The organism is Streptomyces sp. NPDC001544 (genome assembly GCF_042894285.1).
In the GTDB taxonomy this organism is placed as follows: Bacteria; Actinomycetota; Actinomycetes; order Streptomycetales; family Streptomycetaceae; genus Streptomyces.
On record NZ_JBIAVN010000001.1, the window covers coordinates 1,070,472 to 1,086,392 of the forward strand.

A 15,921-nucleotide genomic window follows, 5' to 3' on the forward strand; every position below is an offset into this window, starting at 1 on the left:
GGCGGAGCCCCGCAGGGGTTCAGGGGGGGGCGGAGCCCCCCGGGCGGGGTTGAAGGGGCGGAGCCCCTGGGGACGGGAACGGGTAGGGGCGGCGGGGGCGAAAACTCCCCGCGAGCCGGCCCGGCGGCGCAGCCCCGACCCGCAAGGCCCGCGGTCCGGCGCGGCCCCGGCACCGGCCCCACCAGCCCGCCCCGGGCAAGAACACCCCGCAAACCCGCGGAGCGCTACGCGCTGATGGCCCCCGACCAGTCCGGAGCAGCCCCCAACACCCGGCACAGCGCCAGGTACAGCGGTATCGGCGGAGTGTACGGAACCGTACCCTCCGGCCGGTGGATGAGCCGGGCGGCCCGCGGCACCGGCGCGCCGTGCACGTACAGCCCGGGCGCGGGCCACGCCAGGTCGTGGTCGGAGTCCGACGGAACGATCCACCACCACCGGTCCCCGTCGGTGTACACGCACCCCACACGCGGCAGCCGGGGCACGATGACCGGCCCGAAGCGGGCGGGCACGGCCACGGCGTCACAGCCCAGCGGCGCCGTCATGCCCTCGGGCACGGGCATCCGCGGTGCGCCTCCGACGTCACCCGAGGGATCCTGCTCGCGCCTGATGCGCACCAGAGTGTCCAGGCCCATCGACTGGCCGGGGCCAGGGGCCCCGGTCACGGCCTTCCCCACGACCGGTCCCGCGCGCGCGGGATCCTCCCGAGGGCACCGGAGTCATGGAGGGCCTTGACCTCGTCCTCGTCCGGGCGGCGCTCGGAGCCGTGTCCCGAGTCACGCGGCGCGGCCGGCTTGGAACGGGTGCCCCAGCCCAGGTCACCCCGCACCTCGCCCGCCTCGCCGGCCTCGGCCGCGGCGTCGTGCGACCCGTCCGCCTGCCGAGGCAGTTCGGCCCAGACCGTCAGACCCGGACCGTGCTCCTGGGCGCCCCAGGCCCGGCACAGCGCGTCGACGAGGAGCAGCCCCCTCCCGTGCTCCTCGTCGGGCCGCTGAGGGGACGGGTGCGGCTCACCGGGCGCACAGCCCTCGTCGTGCACGGCTATGCGCACCATGTCGTCGTGGTCGTGCAGCTCGCACACGACACGAGTGCTGGCGGTGTGCACTATGGCGTTGGTCACCAGCTCGGATATCACCAGAGCCGCGGTGTCGCAGGTGTCCGCGCAGACCGCCCAGCCGTCCAGCCGGGCACGCGCCAGACGTCTCGCCTGGGCGGGCGAACCGGGATGAGCGGCCAGCTCGAAGCGGAACCGGCGCCCGGAAGCGGCCCCGACCGGGGCGACTCCCGTGGCGGCACCGAGACCGAAACGGCCTGCGGCGGCGTCTGTTCCTAAAGGCGCGGACGGAATCACGCTTGCCACTATCGCCCCGCCATGAACACTTGGCAAGTGTCACTCTGAAAAATGCAGAGTGCTGTGTGACTCGGTCGGGCGCCGTGGCACACTGCACGCAACAGCACGTTGAGCGGCGCCAGTTGGGATCGGCGAGGATCCGAAAGATCTTCGAACGTGATTTCGAATGGCGCCGTAGGTCTGTCAGCATCTCTTCGCGTTCAGTCGTGTTGAGCCGTATTCGTCCATGGAGGTGGGCGTGTGAGCGAGCCGCGGTCTGCGCCGACGGTGGGCCAGGTCGTCCTCGGTCGGCGCCTGCTGGACCTGCGGGAACGTGCCGGACTCAAGCGGGAGGAAGCCGCCCGCATCCTCCGCGTCGCCCCAGCCACCGTCCGCCGTATGGAGATGGCGGAGGTCGCCCTCAAGATCCCGTACCTTCAACTCCTGCTGAAGGCCTACGGTGTCGGCGACGAGGAGGCCGAGGCCTTCGTCCAACTGGCCGAGGACGCCAACAAGCCCGGCTGGTGGCAGCGGTTCCACGACATCCTGCCCGGCTGGTTCTCGATGTACGTCAGCCTCGAGGGCGCGGCGAGCCTGATCCGCTCCTATGAACCGCACTTCGTGCCCGGCCTGTTCCAGACCGAGGAGTACGCGCGCGGAGTCCTGAAAGCGGGCGCCATCGGCCAGACCCGGCCGGAGGACATCGAGCGGTACGTCGCGCTGCGCATGGAGCGCCAGCAACTGCTCACCCGTTCCGACGCGCCCCGGTTCTGGGCCGTGATGGACGAGACCGTCCTGCGCCGCCCGGTCGGCGGACCGGAGGTGATGCGCGCGCAGATCGACAGACTGATCGAGGCCACGACGCTGCCCAACGTGACGCTCCAGGTGGCCCCGTTCGCGAACGGGCCGCACCCCGGCACGTACGGGCCCTTCGTGCTGTTCCGATTCGCCATGCCCGAACTTCCGGACATGGTCTACAGCGAGTACCTGACCGGCGCCGTCTACCTGGACGCGCGCACCGAGGTGGCGACCCATCTCGAGGTCATGGACCGCATGGCGGCGCAGGCCGCTACTGCACAACGCACGAAGGAGATCCTCCGGGATCTCCGCGAGGAGCTCTGAATGGATCGCATCAAGCCGCGCAGTCACGTCTACAACGGCATGCCCGCGCGGGAGCTGGGCAGCGAAGGGTGGCACAAGCCCTGGAGCGGCGGCAACGGCGGGAACTGTCTGGAGGCGATGAAGCTCGCCGACGGCCGGATAGCCGTACGCCAGTCGACCGACCCCGACGGTCCGGCACTGATCTACACCACGGACGAGATGACCGCCTTCATCGAGGGCGCCAAGGCGGGGGAGGCCGATTTCCTGCTGTCCTGATGCCTGTTGATTATTTTTCTTGCTCAACTTCCCTATGTTGATACGACTTTGGTGCAAACTTGATCATTCACCGCGTCAGACGCTTACGGAGTGCCTCATGACCGGGCAGGACCCCATGGCCGCCGTCCAGATCGACACCAGCAGGCCACACCCCGCACGCATGTACGACTGGTATCTCGGCGGCAAGGACAACTACCCCGTCGACGAGGAGATGGGCCGGCAGATGCTGGCCCTGGACCCCAGGGTGCCGGTGATGGCCCGGGTCAACCGCGCGTTCATGCACCGTGCCACGCGCTGGCTGGCCCAGCAGGGTGTACGGCAGTTCCTGGACGTCGGCACCGGCATCCCGACCGAACCGAACCTCCACCAGATCGCCCAGGGGGTCGCACCGGAAGCCCGCGTCGTCTACTGCGACAACGACCCCATCGTGCTGGCCCACGCGGCGGCCCTGTTGCGCGGCACGGACGAGGGCGCCACGGAGTACCTGCAGGCCGACGTGCGCGACCCGGCCGCCATCCTGGCGGGCGCCAAGCAGGTCCTGGACATGGGCCGGCCCGTCGCGCTCTCGCTCGTCGCCCTGCTGCACTTCGTCTCCGACGAGGACGGCGCACACGACCTGGTCGCCCGGCTGCTGTCCGAACTGCCCTCCGGCAGCTACCTGGTGATGACCCACGCCACCGCCGACTTCACCCCGGAGGAGTCCGCGGCGGCCATCGAGAAGCTCAAGGCGGCGGGCGTCACCCTGGCGCTGCGCTCCCGCGAGGAGTTCTCCCGCTTCTTCACCGGGCTCGAACTGGTCGATCCCGGCGTCGAGATCGTCCACAAGTGGCATCCCGAGCTGGGCGACCCGGTCCCCGGGCAGGACGACGGGGTGATCCCCGGGTACGGGGCGGTGGCCCGCAAGGCGTAGGTTCCGCCCTCCGTCACGGCGGCGGCAGTACGGCGCACAACGCGTCCACTGCCGCCGCGTACGCGTGTTCCGGCGGCGTCGCATAGCCCACGACGAGGCCGTCCCGGGCGGCCATGTCCGTATCCGGGTGCCGGAACGCGCCGAGCCCGTCCAGGGCCACACCGTGCCAGGTCGCCGCCTTGACGGTGGACGCCTCGGTACCGGGCGGCAGCCGCAGCACCGCGTGCAGCCCGGCCGCGACGCCGGTCACCCGGACGTGCGGGGCGTGTGCGGCGAGTGCCTCGACGAGGCGGTCCCGGCGGTGCCGGTAGCGCTGCCGCATACGCCGCACATGACGGTCGTACGACCCCGACACCACGAAGTCGGCCAGCGCCAGTTGCTCCGGGACGCTCGCCCACGCCTCGCGTTCGCCCTTGGCCGCGAGCACGGCGTCGACATACCGCTCCGGCAGAACCATCCACCCCAGCCGCAGCGCCGGCGACAGGCTCTTGCTGACCGAGCCGATGAAGATCACCCGTTCGGGGTCGAGGCCCTGGACCGCACCGACGGGCTTGCGGTCGTACCGGAACTCGCCGTCGTAGTCGTCCTCCAGGACCACCCCGTCACGCGCGCGTGCCCAGTCGACGACGGTGGCCCGGCGCTCGGCGTGCAGCGGCCCACCGGTGGGGAACTGGTGCGCGGGGGTGAGCAGCACGGCCCGCTCCCGCCCCAACCGGTCCACCAGGGCACCGCCTTCGTCGAGGGGGAGCGGCACGGTCCGCACCCCGGCCGTCGCGAGCAGTTGCCGGTGGAACCCCAGCCCGTAGGCCTCCACCGCGAGCGGTCCGCGCAGCACACCGCCGCCGGTCCGCCCCTGCCCGAAGAGCAGCCGGAGCGCGTGCGCGAAACCGGAGCAGATCACGATCCGGCCCGGCTCGGTACGCACGCCACGCGCGCGTGCCAGGTACTCGGCGAGCGCCTCCCGCAGCTCCGGCCGCCCGGCGGGATCACCCGGCCCGAACGCCTCGCTGGGCGCGGACTGGAGCGCTCTGCGGTACGACGCCGCCCAGGCCGCCCGCGGAAACTCCGACGCGTCCGGAGCGCCCTGCCGGAGATCGTGCCGCGGCACACGCGCGCGTGGAGGCGACTTCTTCGGCGTCCGCGCGGCGGCCCGCACCGGCTCCGCCCGGTCCGCGACCCGGGTGCCCGAACCCTGGCGCGCGGTCAGCCGGCCCTCCGCCACCAGCTCCGCGTACGCGTCCGCGACCGTGTTGCGGGCCACGCCCAGGTCGGCGGCGAGCGAGCGGTACGGCGGCAGCCGCGTCCCCGGCGGCAGCCGCCCGTCGACCACGGCGTCCCGCAGCGCCGCGATCAGCGCCGCCCGGCGCCCGCCCGTCGCCGGCAGCTCCAGATGGAGGTCCACACCGATCCGCTGCGCGGAATTGACCCATGATTCCGTCATGGAAATGCACCCTACAAGGGGTCTTTCCGGTCCGTAGGTTGAAGGACATGACGACGAACACGAACACCCCGGTCCGTACCCGCCTCGACTTCGCGAAGGCCGCCCCGAAGGCCTTCCGCGCCCTCATCGGCTTCGACGCCGCCGCCCGCGAGGGCCTCGACCCCGCCCTGGTCGAGCTGATCCAGATCCGCAGCTCCCACCTCAACCACTGCGCCTACTGCCTGCACATGCACACCAACGACGCCCGCAAGGCGGGCGAGAGCGAGGACCGGCTGCACATGGTCGCCGTGTGGCGCGAGGCCCGCCACTTCTTCACCGAGAAGGAGCAGGCGGCGCTCGCCCTCACGGAGGCGGTCACCCTGGTCGCCGACGGCGGTGTCCCCCACGACGTCTACGCCGAGGCGGCGGCCCGCTTCGACGACACCGAACTGGCACACGTACTCGCCCTGATCTTCGCGATCAACACATGGAACCGGGTGGCCCTGTCCACGGCCAAGATGGCCGGGACGGACGAGCGGCGTCGCTGAACCACGCGACGGCTCACACCGCCATCGGCCGGTCGTGCGGCGAAATCGGCGCCGGCAGCCGCGAACTTCCCGTCAGATGACGGTCGACGGCCGCCGCGACCGCCCGCCCCTCCGCGATCGCCCACACGATCAGCGACTGCCCGCGCGCGGCGTCCCCGGCGGCGAACACACCGGGGACGCCGGTCGCGAAGCCGGCGTCCCGGGCGATCGTGCCGCGCGGCTCCAGTTCCAGCCCCAGCTGGTCCACCAGACCGTCCCCGCGGTCGGGTCCGGAGAAACCGAGCGCGAGCAGGACGAGGTCTGCGGGGATGGCCCGTCCGGTGCCGGGCAGCGGCCGCCGCAGCGCGTCCACCTCGACCAGGTGCAGCGACCGCACGCGTCCGTCCGCGTCACCGGTGAACCGCAGCGTCGACGCCGCGAACAGCCGGGCGTCGGCGTCCGCGACCGGGGCGGTCTCCAGGTCGCGCGCCTCCTCGTGCGCGGCCGACATCCGGTAGATCTTCGGGTACGTCGGCCAGGGCTGGGTGAGCTCGTCGCGCTCGGCGCCCGGCTGGGCGTAGATGTCCAGCTGGGTGACCGACGCCGCCCCGTCCCGTACCGCCGTGCCCAGGCAGTCGGCGCCCGTGTCACCGCCGCCCACGATCACCACGTGCTTACCGGCGGCCGACAGCGGCGACACCTCCAGGTCGCCCTCGCAGACCCGGTTGGACAGCGGAAGGTACTCCATCGCCTGGTGTATCCCGGCCAACTCGCGGCCGGGCACGTCCAGTTCCCGCCAGGCCGTGGCCCCCGTGGCGATGACGACGGCGTCGTACCGCGCGCGCAGCTCGGCCGCGTCGACGTCCCGCCCGACCGCCGTGGACGTGCGGAACTTGGTGCCCTCGGCACGCATCTGCTCCAGCCGCCGCTCCAGATGCCGCTTCTCCATCTTGAACTCGGGGATGCCGTAGCGCATCAGCCCGCCGAGCCGGTCGTCCCGCTCGTACACGGCGACGGTGTGCCCGGCCCGCGTCAGCTGCTGGGCCGCCGCCAGCCCCGTCGGACCCGAGCCGATCACCGCGACGGTCCGCCCGGACAGTCGCTCCGGAGGCCGCGGCGGCGCGAAACCCTCCTCCCAGGCCCGGTCGGCGATCGCACACTCGACGTTCTTGATCGTGACAGCCGGCTGGTTGATCGCCAGCACACAACCCGCCTCGCAGGGCGCCGGGCACAGACGCCCGGTGAACTCGGGGAAGTTGTTCGTGGCGTGCAGCCGGTCGCTCGCCGCCCGCCAGTCCTCGCGCGAGACCAGGTCGTTCCACTCGGGGATGAGGTTTCCCAGCGGGCACGCCTCGTGGCAGAAGGGGACGCCGCAGTCCATGCAACGGTCGGCCTGTCTGCTGATGATGGGCAGCAGGGCACCCGGGACGTACACCTCGTCCCAGTCCTGGACACGCTCCGCGACCGGCCTGCGCGGCCACTCCTGGCGGGGCGTCTTCATGAAACCCTTGGGATCGGCCATGGCCGTCTTCCTTGCTCGGGCGTTAGGACAGGCCGTGCGTCATCGGGCGGCACACTCTTTCGGCCACTTTACGTCCCCTCCATGTCACCCGCAGAGGGGGAGGACAGCGCTTTCTCCGTGGCTTCCTCAGGCGGCTGCCGGATTTCTCCGAGGCCATTCCGAGGCCGTCCCGGGACCTCCCTCAGGTGAGAGCCAGCGCGTACACGAGTGCGGCGGCGGCCGAGGCGATCGTGCGCAGGTGGTTCCAGAAGGTCCACTCGCGTATGTACGTCGGCCAGTACGCGGCGGCTTCCCCGGTCCCCGGATCCAGCCGCTGCAGCGTCTCGTTGCGCGGCACGTTCGCGACCACGGTCAGTCCGAAGGCGCCGAACAGATACAGCGCGCTGCCCAGCAGCAGTTCCACCTTCCCGTCGTCGGGCCACAACACGAAGGTCACCACCGAGATCACGGCACACAGTACGGCCGACCCCAGGAAGAGGATCATGAAGGCCGGTGCCACAGCCGCCACGTTGATCGCGTTCATCGCGGCGATCCCCTGCGCGGGCGGCAGCGCGGCCAGCCCCCGCATCACGAACGTCGAAAACCCGCAGAAAACCCCGGCCACCAGCCCGGTCGCCAGCACACCCGACACGACCAGTGCCAGGTAAGGCCCGTCGATCATGCTTCAACCACCTTTTGTCCCAAAGCGCTCGCCGTCACCGCCCGCTCACCCCGACCACCGCCCGCCACCGGCCGGCCCGGCGGCTCTTCCCCTCTCATCCGACATCGATCCCGGCCGCACGCCATCCGCGCAGCACCGTCTCCACGGCCGCCGAGATCCGCCGCCGCGCCTCATGGCGCGGCACCCCGCTCATCAGCAGTCGGTCGTACGGCGTGTCCAGGTGCCGTACGGACGCCGTGACCGCCGAGACCACCGCCCCCTCGGTCAGTGCCCGCCCGGCGGCGCTCCGCCCGACTCGCCCGCTGCCGCGCAGGGAGGCGTGCACGGCGATCGCCCGGGCCCGCTCGGCCGGGCATCCCGGGAACAACCGCAGGATCCGAGCCGCGAACGCCTCGGCGAACCGAGTGTCCTCCACCGCCCTGCGTCGCGCGTCCCGAGCCCGGCGCCGGCGCCGCACCTCCGCGTCCGCCAGGCACCGCTCCTCGGCCCGCGCCAGCGCCTCCTCCTCCACGAGGACACCCTGCCGCTCGTACCGGCTCTTGCGCCGGTTGTAGCGCACCACCACCGCGGACAGCGCGCTCTCCTCACGCGACCTGCGCGTCAGCGCGGTGTCGCCGCGTGGCAGGAACACCAAGTGCCCGAGGTCGGCGCAGTCGAGGCAGCGCGGCACGCCCTCCTCCAGTACGAGCATCGGCATCGGCCCCCGCCGGCACGCGGCGCAGTGCTTGCGCCTCAGGGGCTGGACGACGAGAAGTCCGCGGCCGGGCGGGACGGTTGCGAGTCGGACCATATCCGCTTCCTTCCCGCTGCGGTCCGGGCTGCCACGTCGTCGAGGTGGACCCTCGCGGCATCATGGGGCCTGTGCAACTCGAAGCGATCACCTGGGAACGGCTCGGTGAGCTGCTCGCCGACCGACTGGCCGAGCTGAAGCCCACCGACGGCGGCCCCTGGACACGCGTCGCCTTCGACGGGGCTCCGGCGGCCCGCCCGGTGGACCTCGCCGAACGGGTCGGGGACGCCCTGCGGGTGCGGGGCCGCCCCTCGCTGGTGGTGGGAACCGAGGGCTTCCTGCGCCCGGCCTCGCTCCGCCTGGAGCACGGCCGGAGGGACGTGGAGTCCTATTACGGCGGCTGGTTCGACACCGGCGCCCTGTGGCGCGAGGTCTTCGGCCCGCTGGAACCGGGCGGGACCGGTCGTGTCCTGCCCGACCTGTGGGACCCGGCAACCGACCGCGCCACCCGCAGCACCCATGTCCAGCTCCCGCCCGGCGGTCTTCTGCTGCTGCACGGCCCCCTCCTCCTGCGGCACTGGTTCCCCTTCGACCTGACCGTCCACGTCCTGCTCTCCCCGGGAGCCCTGCGCCGTCGCACCCCCGAGGCCGACCACTGGACGCTCCCCGCCTTCGAGCGCTACACGGCCGAGACCGACCCCGCCGGGACGGCCGACGTGCTGGTACGCGCCGACGACCCCAGGCATCCGGCGTGGAACGGCTGACCCGCCCGGCGGCCGGCTTCAGAGCCAGCCGTTGCGCCGGAAACCGCGGTACAGCGCCAGACACGCCACCGATATGACGCCTATGACGAGCGGATAGCCGAACCGCCAGTGAAGCTCCGGCATGTGATCGAAGTTCATGCCGTACACCCCGCACACCATCGTCGGTACGGCGATCACCGCCGCCCAGGCCGTGATCTTCCGCATGTCCTCGTTCTGCGCGACCGTCACCTGCGCGAGGTGCGCCTGCAGGATGGAGTTGAGCAGTTCGTCGAAGGACGCTATCTGCTCCTTGGCCCTCATCAGGTGGTCGAGGACGTCCCGGAAATAGGCCTGTATCTCCGGGGCGACCACCCTGATCGGCCGGGTCGCGAGATCCTCGATGGGGCGGCCGAGGGGCGCCACGGCCCGCTTGAGCTCCAGCAGTTCACGCTTCATCTGGTAGATGCGCCCCGGGTCCACCCGCGCGCCGTTCTCCGCGAACACGTCCGTCTCGACCTGGTCGATGTCCGCCTGCACCGAGTCCGTGACCGTCAGATAGTCGTCGACCACATGGTCCGCGATGGCGTGCAGAACGGCCGCCGGCCCCTTGGCGAGCTGCTGCGGATCCGACTCCAGCTCCTCACGCAAGGGCCCCAGCGAGCCATGCCTCCCGTGCCGCACCGTGACCACGAAGTCGTGGCCCACGAACACCATGATCTCGCCGGTGTTCACCACCTCGCTCGTCGCGGTCAACTCCTCGTGCTCGACGTAACAGACCGTCTTGAACACCGCGAAGAGCGTTTCGCCGTACCGTTCGAGCTTCGGCCGCTGATGGGCCTCCACCGCGTCCTCGACCGCCAGCGGATGCAGGTCGAACAGCTCGGCGATGCCGGCGAACTCACGGTCCGTCGGCTCGTGCAGACCCAGCCAGACGAAGCCGTCGCCCTTCTTGCGCACCCGCTCCACGACATCCACCAGTTCGCCGTCCCCGGGGACCCGGACGCCGTCCCGGTACGTCACGCAGTTCACCACCGAGGAGCCCAGCGGGGAGCGCGCGGGATGGCTCAGGTCGACCTTCGGCCGTCGCCGGGCCAGCCGCGCCATCCGGCGCAGACCGCCGACACCGCCGAGGCCCCTGACCTTCCGCAGATTCCCTGCCATGGACATCTGGATCTCCTCGCGTGGATCTCCCCGCACAACGCCGCCGCGCCTTGCCGGGCCAGTCTGCCAGCCCCGCGTGATCTGCGGGCAAGCCTGTGGAAACGACTGCTTCCGCTTTGTTCCCGGCTGTGGACAACACGTTGGATGATCGCGGCATGACGCGATCCGACGAGTACCTCCTCGACAACCGGCAGGAAGAAGCGGGGGAGCGTTTCGACGCCTTCACCGCCCTCTTCGACCCCACCACCTTCCGCCACCTCGAGGCACTGGGCATCGGCCCCGGCCTGCGCTGCTGGGAGGTGGGGGCCGGCGGCACCTCCGTGGTGTCCTGGCTGGCCGAGAAGGTCGGCCCGACGGGCAAGGTGGTCGCCACCGACATCGACGTCTCGCGGGTGGCCGCGGCCGCCCGCCCGCCGGTGGAGGTACGCGTCCACGACGTCGGCGCGGAGGAGCCGCCGGGGGAGGGGTTCGACCTGGTGCACGCCCGGCTCGTCCTCGTCCACGTGCGAAACCGCGAGAGGGCGCTGCGGTCCATGGTCAGCGCGCTGCGGCCCGGCGGCCGGCTCCTGGTCGAGGACGCCGACCCGGCCCTGCAGCCCCTTGTCTGCCCCGACGAGTACGGCCCCGAGCAGGAGCTCGCCAACCGGCTGAGGCATGGCTTCCGCAAGCTGCTCGCCGACCATGGCGCCGACCTGTCGTACGGCCGCAAACTGCCTCGGCTGCTCCGCGAGGCCGGGTTGCGCGACGTGCGGGCCGACGCCCGCTTCCCCCTCGCCTCACCCGTCTGCACCGCCCTGGAGTCCGCCACCGTCCGCCAGATCCGCGGGCAGCTGGTGGCCGCAGGCCTGGCCACCGACGAGGACATCGACCGGCACCTGTCCAACGTCGCCTCCGGCACCATGGACCTCGCCACGGCACCGATGATCTCGGCCTGGGGCCGCAAGGAGTAGACCGACGCCCCGGGGCACAGCTCGGGCCGGGACGCCGGTCGGTGCGTCAGCCGCGGGTGGGCGGTCTGCCGCCCACCCTTTCCACCGCCCGCGCCCCCGCCCGGCAGCCCGCGACCGCCGCTTCCTCGGGCGCCGCGCCCGCGAGGAGCGCGGCGAGGAACGCGCCGGTGAAGGCGTCCCCGGCGCCCGTGGTGTCCTTCGGCGTCGCCGGCACGGCCGGGACGCGTACGAGCACCGTGCCGGCCCGGGCCACCAGCGCACCGTCCGCGCCCGCCTTGGCCACCACCAGCGGAACATGCCGGCTCAGCTTCGCCGCCGCGTCCACCGGATCCGGCAGACCCGTCAGCAGGGCCGCCTCGTCGCGGCTGGGCAGCAGCACGTCCACCTGCTCGGCGAGGGCCAGGAACCGGTCAACCCCCAGCCGCCCGAGGAAGCCCGCCGAGGCCGGGTCCACACTGACCGGCACTCCACGCGCACGCGCCGCCTCCAGGGCCACCGCCGCCAGCGCCCGGCTCGGCTCGGAGAACAACAGGTAGCCCGACAGATGCAGCCGGGCGACCCCCTCCAGCAACGCGTCGGACCAGTCGGCCGGCTCCAGGCGCAACGACGCGCCGCTGTCCGTGAGGAACGTACGCTCGGCCGACGCCCCCGTGTCCACCAGGCAGACCACCGTCCCGGTGGCCGCCTCCCGGTCGATGACGAGCCGCGGTCGCACCCCTGACGCGACCAGCTCCCGCTCGTGCCAGTCCGCCGCGTCCTCACCCACCCGCCCCAGCAGCCGTACGTCCGGACAGCCGGTGTGGGCGGCCCAGCAGGCCACGTTGGCGCCCGCCCCACCCGGCCGCGTCCGGATCACGGCCGCCGTGTCCGTGCCCGCCGCGAGCGGCCCCCGGTGCCGGGCGACGACGTCCGTGACGACGTCCCCCACCACCAGCAGAGCCCCGTCGCCGTCCGCCGTCACCCCAGCGTCCACGCCGCCGCGATCCGCGCCGCCAGCCGGACGTTGCCGCGCACCGCCGCGAGGTTGGCGCTCAGCGACGCACCGTCCGTGTGCCGGACCAGGTAGTCGAGCAGGAAGGGGGTGACCGCCTGACCGGTGACGCCTTCCTCCTCGCACGCCCGCAGCGCGTCACCGAGCACGCGCGAGTGCAGCCCGGGATCGAGCTGCTCCTCCTCCGGAACGGGATGGGCCACGATGAGGGCCGAGTCCGGCACCCCGAGAGCGTCCTGCGCCCGCATGACCTCCGCTACCTGCTCCGGGGTGTTCAGAGTCCAGTCGACGGGGTGCCCCGAGTCCGACAGGTAGAAGCCGGGGAAGCGCTCGGTGCCGTATCCGGCGACGGCCACGCCCAGGGTCTCCAGGCGCTGCAGGGTGGCGGGCACGTCCAGGATCGACTTCACTCCCGCGCACACCACGGTGATCCGCGTCCGCGCCAACAGCCCCAGGTCCGCGGACTCGTCCTGCGTCACGGTCCACTCCCGGTGGACACCGCCCAGCCCACCCGTCGCGAACACCCGGACGCCCGCCAACGCCGCGAGCAGCGCGGTCGCCGACACCGTGGTCGCCCCGCTCGCCCCGGACGCCACCGCGAGCGGCAGGTCACGGTGGCCCAGCTTGCGGATCCCGTCCTCGTTCGCGACCCGTTCCAGCTGCTCCTTGTCGAGGCCCACGTGGGGCCGTCCGTCCAGCACGGCGATCGTCGCGGGTACGGCGCCCTCCTGCCGTACGGCTGACTCCAGCTCCCGGGCCACCTGCAGGTTGCGCGGGCGGGGCAGCCCGTGCGCGATGATCGTGGACTCCAGCGCCACCACGGGTCGACGCGCGTCGATCGCCTCACGTACTTCCTCGGACACCACCAGCACCACGGGCCTGCCTCCTGTCAGTCCGTCCTTCCTCATCTCTGGCGGGCGCCGCACCCGGATAAACGCATGCGGCCCGCGGTGGCGACTTCCGGTCAGAACAGCGGCTCGGGCAGGACACCCTCCAGGGCGAGCAGCTTCCGCTTGGTCTCCAGGCCGCCCCCGAACCCGCCGATCCCGCCGTCGCTCGCCACGACCCGGTGGCACGGCACGACGACCGGCAGCGGATTGGCGCCCATCGCCGCCCCCACTGCCTGCGCCGCGCCCGGCTGGCCCACCCGTCCGGCCAGGTCGCCGTACCCGACGACGGTGCCGTAGGGCACGGCGGCCAGCTCGCGCAGCACCTGCCGGTTGAAGCCGGATATCAGCGACCAGTCCAACGGCAGTTCGAAGTCGTGCCGCTCACCCGAGAAATACGCCCGCACCTGGCGTATCGCCTCCGCCAGCAGCGGCGAGCCGGGCGCTTCCACGGGCTCGGTGCCCAGCCTGCCCGCCAGTCGTTCCAGCGCCCGGTCGCGCACCGCGTCGGTGGCGTGGAACACCACGTGGACCAGGCCTTCGCCGGTCGCCGCCAGCAGCAACGGGCCGATGTCCGTGCCGACGACGGCCCACACGACCTGCTGCTCGTACCGCCCATGGCTGTCCATGCGCCCCACCGTACGACCCGCCACTGACAACGTTCCCCGGTCCGGCAGTGGCTCAGGAGCCGTTCAGTGCCGCCCGCACCACGTCGGGCTTGTTCGTGATCAGGCCGTCGACGCCGTAGCGGGCCACGGTCCGGGCCGTGGCCGCGTCGTCGACGGTCCAGGCGAACACACCCAAGGGCCTGCAGTGCGGGCCTCGGAACGCGTGCACAGCGGCGACGTAGCCGCTGTCGATCGACCGGTACGAAGGGTTGATCAGATCGGTGAAATCGGCGTACTCACGCAGGCTGCCCACCGTCGGCCTGCCGAGGAAGCCGGTCGTCAGGGCGGGTTTCAGGTCGTGGACGATCCGCAGGCTGGCCGCGCTGAAGCTCTGCACGATCAGCCGTCCCAGGTGCCGCTGGTCCAGCCAGCCCTCGTTGCTGAGGAGCTTCAGGGTCTGCCGCTCGATACCCGGGTACAGCTCGGGGTTCTTGATCTCCAGGAGCAGCTTCTGGTGGTTGTGCTCTACCCGGCGCATGTACTGCTGCAGCGTAGGCACTCGCGTGCCCGCGTACGCGGCGCCGAACCAGCTGCCCGCGTCCAGGCGGGCGATCTCGGCCGCAGTGAAGTCCTTCACCTTCCACGGCGCCCGGCCGGGGAAGACGTCCTCCACGTTCGTGGTGCGCGCGAGGCTGTCGTCGTGGATGACGACGAGCCGGCCGTCCCTGGTGCGCTGGACGTCGTTCTCGACCCAGGAGAAGCCGAGGGCGGCCGCCTTGTCGATGGCGGGCAGAGTGTTCTCCGGCGCGTAGGCGGAGGCACCCCGGTGGGAGATGATCCCCGGGTGCCCGCCGACATCATCGGACCGGGCATGCGAGACGGGGGTCAGCAGGGCGACCGCCACCAGGAGTGCGGTGGTCGTGGCGGCGACTTCGCGCGCGTGCATGCGTACTCCTCGCGTCGAGCGGATGCCCGCGAACACGGACAGCACCAGCCTGACAGCACAGAGTAAACAGTGCCGGGTTGCGCGATGCCCACAGATTGAACGGAGTTGCCCAAGTCCGCTCACTGGTACGGCACAAGTGGGGCAAGGCTGTGTTTCTTTGCCGGAAAATCGTTCGACCATTCCGGTGCGGGTCATACTCTCTGCGACACACCTGGCCGCCGGAGCGGTCCAGGGGGCGGGGGCACTTGTCACAGGTTCCGGGACGCAAGAGGCGGAAGGGCAGCCGCGCATGCAAGGCACGATCGACGGTTTCAGCTACGGGGTCGTCACCCCGTTGGTGGCCTACCTCATGGCCTGCCTCGGCGGGGCCCTCGGTCTGCGCTGCACCACGCGGTCCATGCTGGTGGCGCACTCCTGGCGCCCCGCCTGGCTCGCCCTCGGCTCGGCCGCGATCGGCTCCGGTATATGGACCATGCACTTCGTCGCGATGATGGGCTTCACCGTCAAGGAGACGCCGGTCCACTACGACAAGTCGACCACGTTCGCGAGCCTCGGCCTCGCCATCGTCATGGTCGGCGTCGGGATCTTCATCGTCGGCTACCGCGGCGCCACCGGCACGGCCCTGTTCACCGGTGGCACGATCACCGGTCTTGGCGTCGCGTCCATGCACTACCTCGGTATGGCCGGGATGCGCCTGAACGGCACGCTCGGGTACAACACGTTCACCGTCGCCGCCTCGGTGGTCATAGCGGTCGTGGCCGCCACCGCGGCCCTGTGGGCGGCCGGACAGGTGCGGGGCTTCCTGTGGAGCGTGGGCGCGAGCCTCGTCATGGGGCTCGCCGTGAGCGGCATGCACTACACCGGCATGGCCGCCCTCAGCGTCCACCTGCACGGCACGTCCGGGACGCCCGCGGGTGACTCGCCCGCCTCCCTGCTCGCGCCCATGCTGATCGGCCCCCTGGCCTTCCTCCTCCTCGCCGGCGTCGTGGTGATGTTCGACCCGCTGGTGGTCATGGGCAAGCCCGATGTGACGCGCGTCGACCGCAAACCGGGCGTCCCGGCCGGCGTCATCGCACACCCCGGCCGCCGCCCGCCTCTCGAGCCGGCCCGGTCGCAGGGGGACCGCGTCTTCCGCACCCCGCAGAACCGCTGATCAGGCCC

The 15,921-nt window shown here is 71.9% G+C and carries 18 protein-coding genes; 7 read left to right on the forward strand and 11 right to left on the reverse strand.

Going from position 1 to position 15,921, the window contains the following annotated elements:
- Positions 1-224 precede the first annotated feature (224 nt).
- Together ACFY0F_RS04905 and ACFY0F_RS04910 are read right to left on the reverse strand one after the other, a co-directional pair.
- The gene (locus tag ACFY0F_RS04905; protein ID WP_388789210.1) at positions 225-632 is read right to left on the reverse strand and encodes a hypothetical protein; all 408 of its coding nucleotides are present in this window, start codon (positions 630-632) and stop codon (positions 225-227) included.
- 26 nt (positions 633-658) lie between these two features.
- Positions 659-1,357, reverse strand: a complete 699-nt coding sequence (locus tag ACFY0F_RS04910) for an ATP-binding protein (RefSeq protein ID WP_388788898.1) — start codon at positions 1,355-1,357, stop codon at positions 659-661.
- Positions 1,358-1,588: 231 nt separating this feature from the next.
- Here ACFY0F_RS04910 and ACFY0F_RS04915 point away from each other — a divergent pair, with 231 nt between their 5' ends.
- From ACFY0F_RS04915 to ACFY0F_RS04925, 3 genes are all read left to right on the forward strand, one after another.
- A complete protein-coding gene (locus tag ACFY0F_RS04915) occupies positions 1,589-2,449 on the forward strand; it encodes a helix-turn-helix domain-containing protein (RefSeq protein ID WP_388788900.1) in 861 nt (286 codons plus the stop codon).
- Entirely contained in the window at positions 2,450-2,704 is a 255-nt protein-coding gene (locus ACFY0F_RS04920; protein WP_388070964.1) for a DUF397 domain-containing protein, read from the forward strand.
- A 97-nt stretch (positions 2,705-2,801) separates the two neighbouring features.
- Positions 2,802-3,614: an SAM-dependent methyltransferase gene (locus ACFY0F_RS04925; RefSeq protein ID WP_388788903.1), complete on the forward strand. Its 813-nt coding sequence runs from the start codon at positions 2,802-2,804 to the stop codon at positions 3,612-3,614.
- Between the two features lie 13 nt (positions 3,615-3,627).
- Here the strand turns inward: ACFY0F_RS04925 and ACFY0F_RS04930 are convergent, their stop codons facing one another.
- On the reverse strand, positions 3,628-5,055 hold the full coding sequence (locus ACFY0F_RS04930) for a PLP-dependent aminotransferase family protein (protein WP_388788905.1): 1,428 nt from the start codon (positions 5,053-5,055) through the stop codon (positions 3,628-3,630).
- A 47-nt stretch (positions 5,056-5,102) separates the two neighbouring features.
- On the opposite strand from ACFY0F_RS04930, the gene ACFY0F_RS04935 reads away from it, so the two are divergent.
- Positions 5,103-5,582, forward strand: coding sequence for a carboxymuconolactone decarboxylase family protein (locus ACFY0F_RS04935; RefSeq protein ID WP_388788908.1), 480 nt, complete (start codon positions 5,103-5,105; stop codon positions 5,580-5,582).
- 13 nt (positions 5,583-5,595) lie between these two features.
- On the opposite strand, the gene ACFY0F_RS04940 is transcribed toward ACFY0F_RS04935, so the two are convergent.
- From ACFY0F_RS04940 to ACFY0F_RS04950, 3 genes are all read right to left on the reverse strand, one after another.
- The gene (locus ACFY0F_RS04940; protein ID WP_388788910.1) at positions 5,596-7,083 is read right to left on the reverse strand and encodes a glutamate synthase subunit beta; all 1,488 of its coding nucleotides are present in this window, start codon (positions 7,081-7,083) and stop codon (positions 5,596-5,598) included.
- Between the two features lie 181 nt (positions 7,084-7,264).
- On the reverse strand, positions 7,265-7,744 hold the full coding sequence (locus tag ACFY0F_RS04945) for a DUF1772 domain-containing protein (RefSeq protein WP_388788913.1): 480 nt from the start codon (positions 7,742-7,744) through the stop codon (positions 7,265-7,267).
- 94 nt (positions 7,745-7,838) lie between these two features.
- Positions 7,839-8,534 carry a DUF2293 domain-containing protein gene (locus tag ACFY0F_RS04950; RefSeq protein WP_388788916.1) on the reverse strand — a complete coding sequence of 232 codons (696 nt, stop codon included), beginning with the start codon at positions 8,532-8,534 and terminating at the stop codon, positions 7,839-7,841.
- 62 nt (positions 8,535-8,596) lie between these two features.
- Between ACFY0F_RS04950 and ACFY0F_RS04955 the strand changes: the two genes are divergently transcribed.
- Entirely contained in the window at positions 8,597-9,238 is a 642-nt protein-coding gene (locus ACFY0F_RS04955) for a uridine kinase (protein ID WP_388788919.1), read from the forward strand.
- An 18-nt stretch (positions 9,239-9,256) separates the two neighbouring features.
- Here the strand turns inward: ACFY0F_RS04955 and ACFY0F_RS04960 are convergent, their stop codons facing one another.
- Complete coding sequence (locus tag ACFY0F_RS04960; RefSeq protein ID WP_388788922.1) at positions 9,257-10,384, reverse strand: magnesium and cobalt transport protein CorA; 1,128 nt, start codon at positions 10,382-10,384, stop codon at positions 9,257-9,259.
- Positions 10,385-10,533: 149 nt separating this feature from the next.
- On the opposite strand from ACFY0F_RS04960, the gene ACFY0F_RS04965 reads away from it, so the two are divergent.
- A complete protein-coding gene (locus ACFY0F_RS04965) occupies positions 10,534-11,328 on the forward strand; it encodes a methyltransferase (protein ID WP_388788925.1) in 795 nt (264 codons plus the stop codon).
- 46 nt (positions 11,329-11,374) lie between these two features.
- On the opposite strand, the gene ACFY0F_RS04970 is transcribed toward ACFY0F_RS04965, so the two are convergent.
- The 4 genes from ACFY0F_RS04970 to ACFY0F_RS04985 form a co-directional block, all read right to left on the reverse strand.
- A complete protein-coding gene (locus tag ACFY0F_RS04970) occupies positions 11,375-12,301 on the reverse strand; it encodes a carbohydrate kinase family protein (protein ID WP_388788927.1) in 927 nt (308 codons plus the stop codon).
- Entirely contained in the window at positions 12,286-13,194 is a 909-nt protein-coding gene (locus ACFY0F_RS04975) for a pseudouridine-5'-phosphate glycosidase (RefSeq protein ID WP_388788931.1), read from the reverse strand. Before ACFY0F_RS04975 ends, ACFY0F_RS04970 begins: the two co-directional genes overlap by 16 nt.
- Positions 13,195-13,283: 89 nt before the next feature.
- On the reverse strand, positions 13,284-13,835 hold the full coding sequence (locus ACFY0F_RS04980; protein WP_388788934.1) for a methylated-DNA--[protein]-cysteine S-methyltransferase: 552 nt from the start codon (positions 13,833-13,835) through the stop codon (positions 13,284-13,286).
- Between the two features lie 52 nt (positions 13,836-13,887).
- On the reverse strand, positions 13,888-14,760 hold the full coding sequence (locus ACFY0F_RS04985) for a glycerophosphodiester phosphodiesterase (RefSeq protein ID WP_388788937.1): 873 nt from the start codon (positions 14,758-14,760) through the stop codon (positions 13,888-13,890).
- Positions 14,761-15,049: 289 nt separating this feature from the next.
- On the opposite strand from ACFY0F_RS04985, the gene ACFY0F_RS04990 reads away from it, so the two are divergent.
- Entirely contained in the window at positions 15,050-15,913 is an 864-nt protein-coding gene (locus ACFY0F_RS04990; protein WP_388788939.1) for an MHYT domain-containing protein, read from the forward strand.
- Positions 15,914-15,921 lie beyond the last annotated feature (8 nt).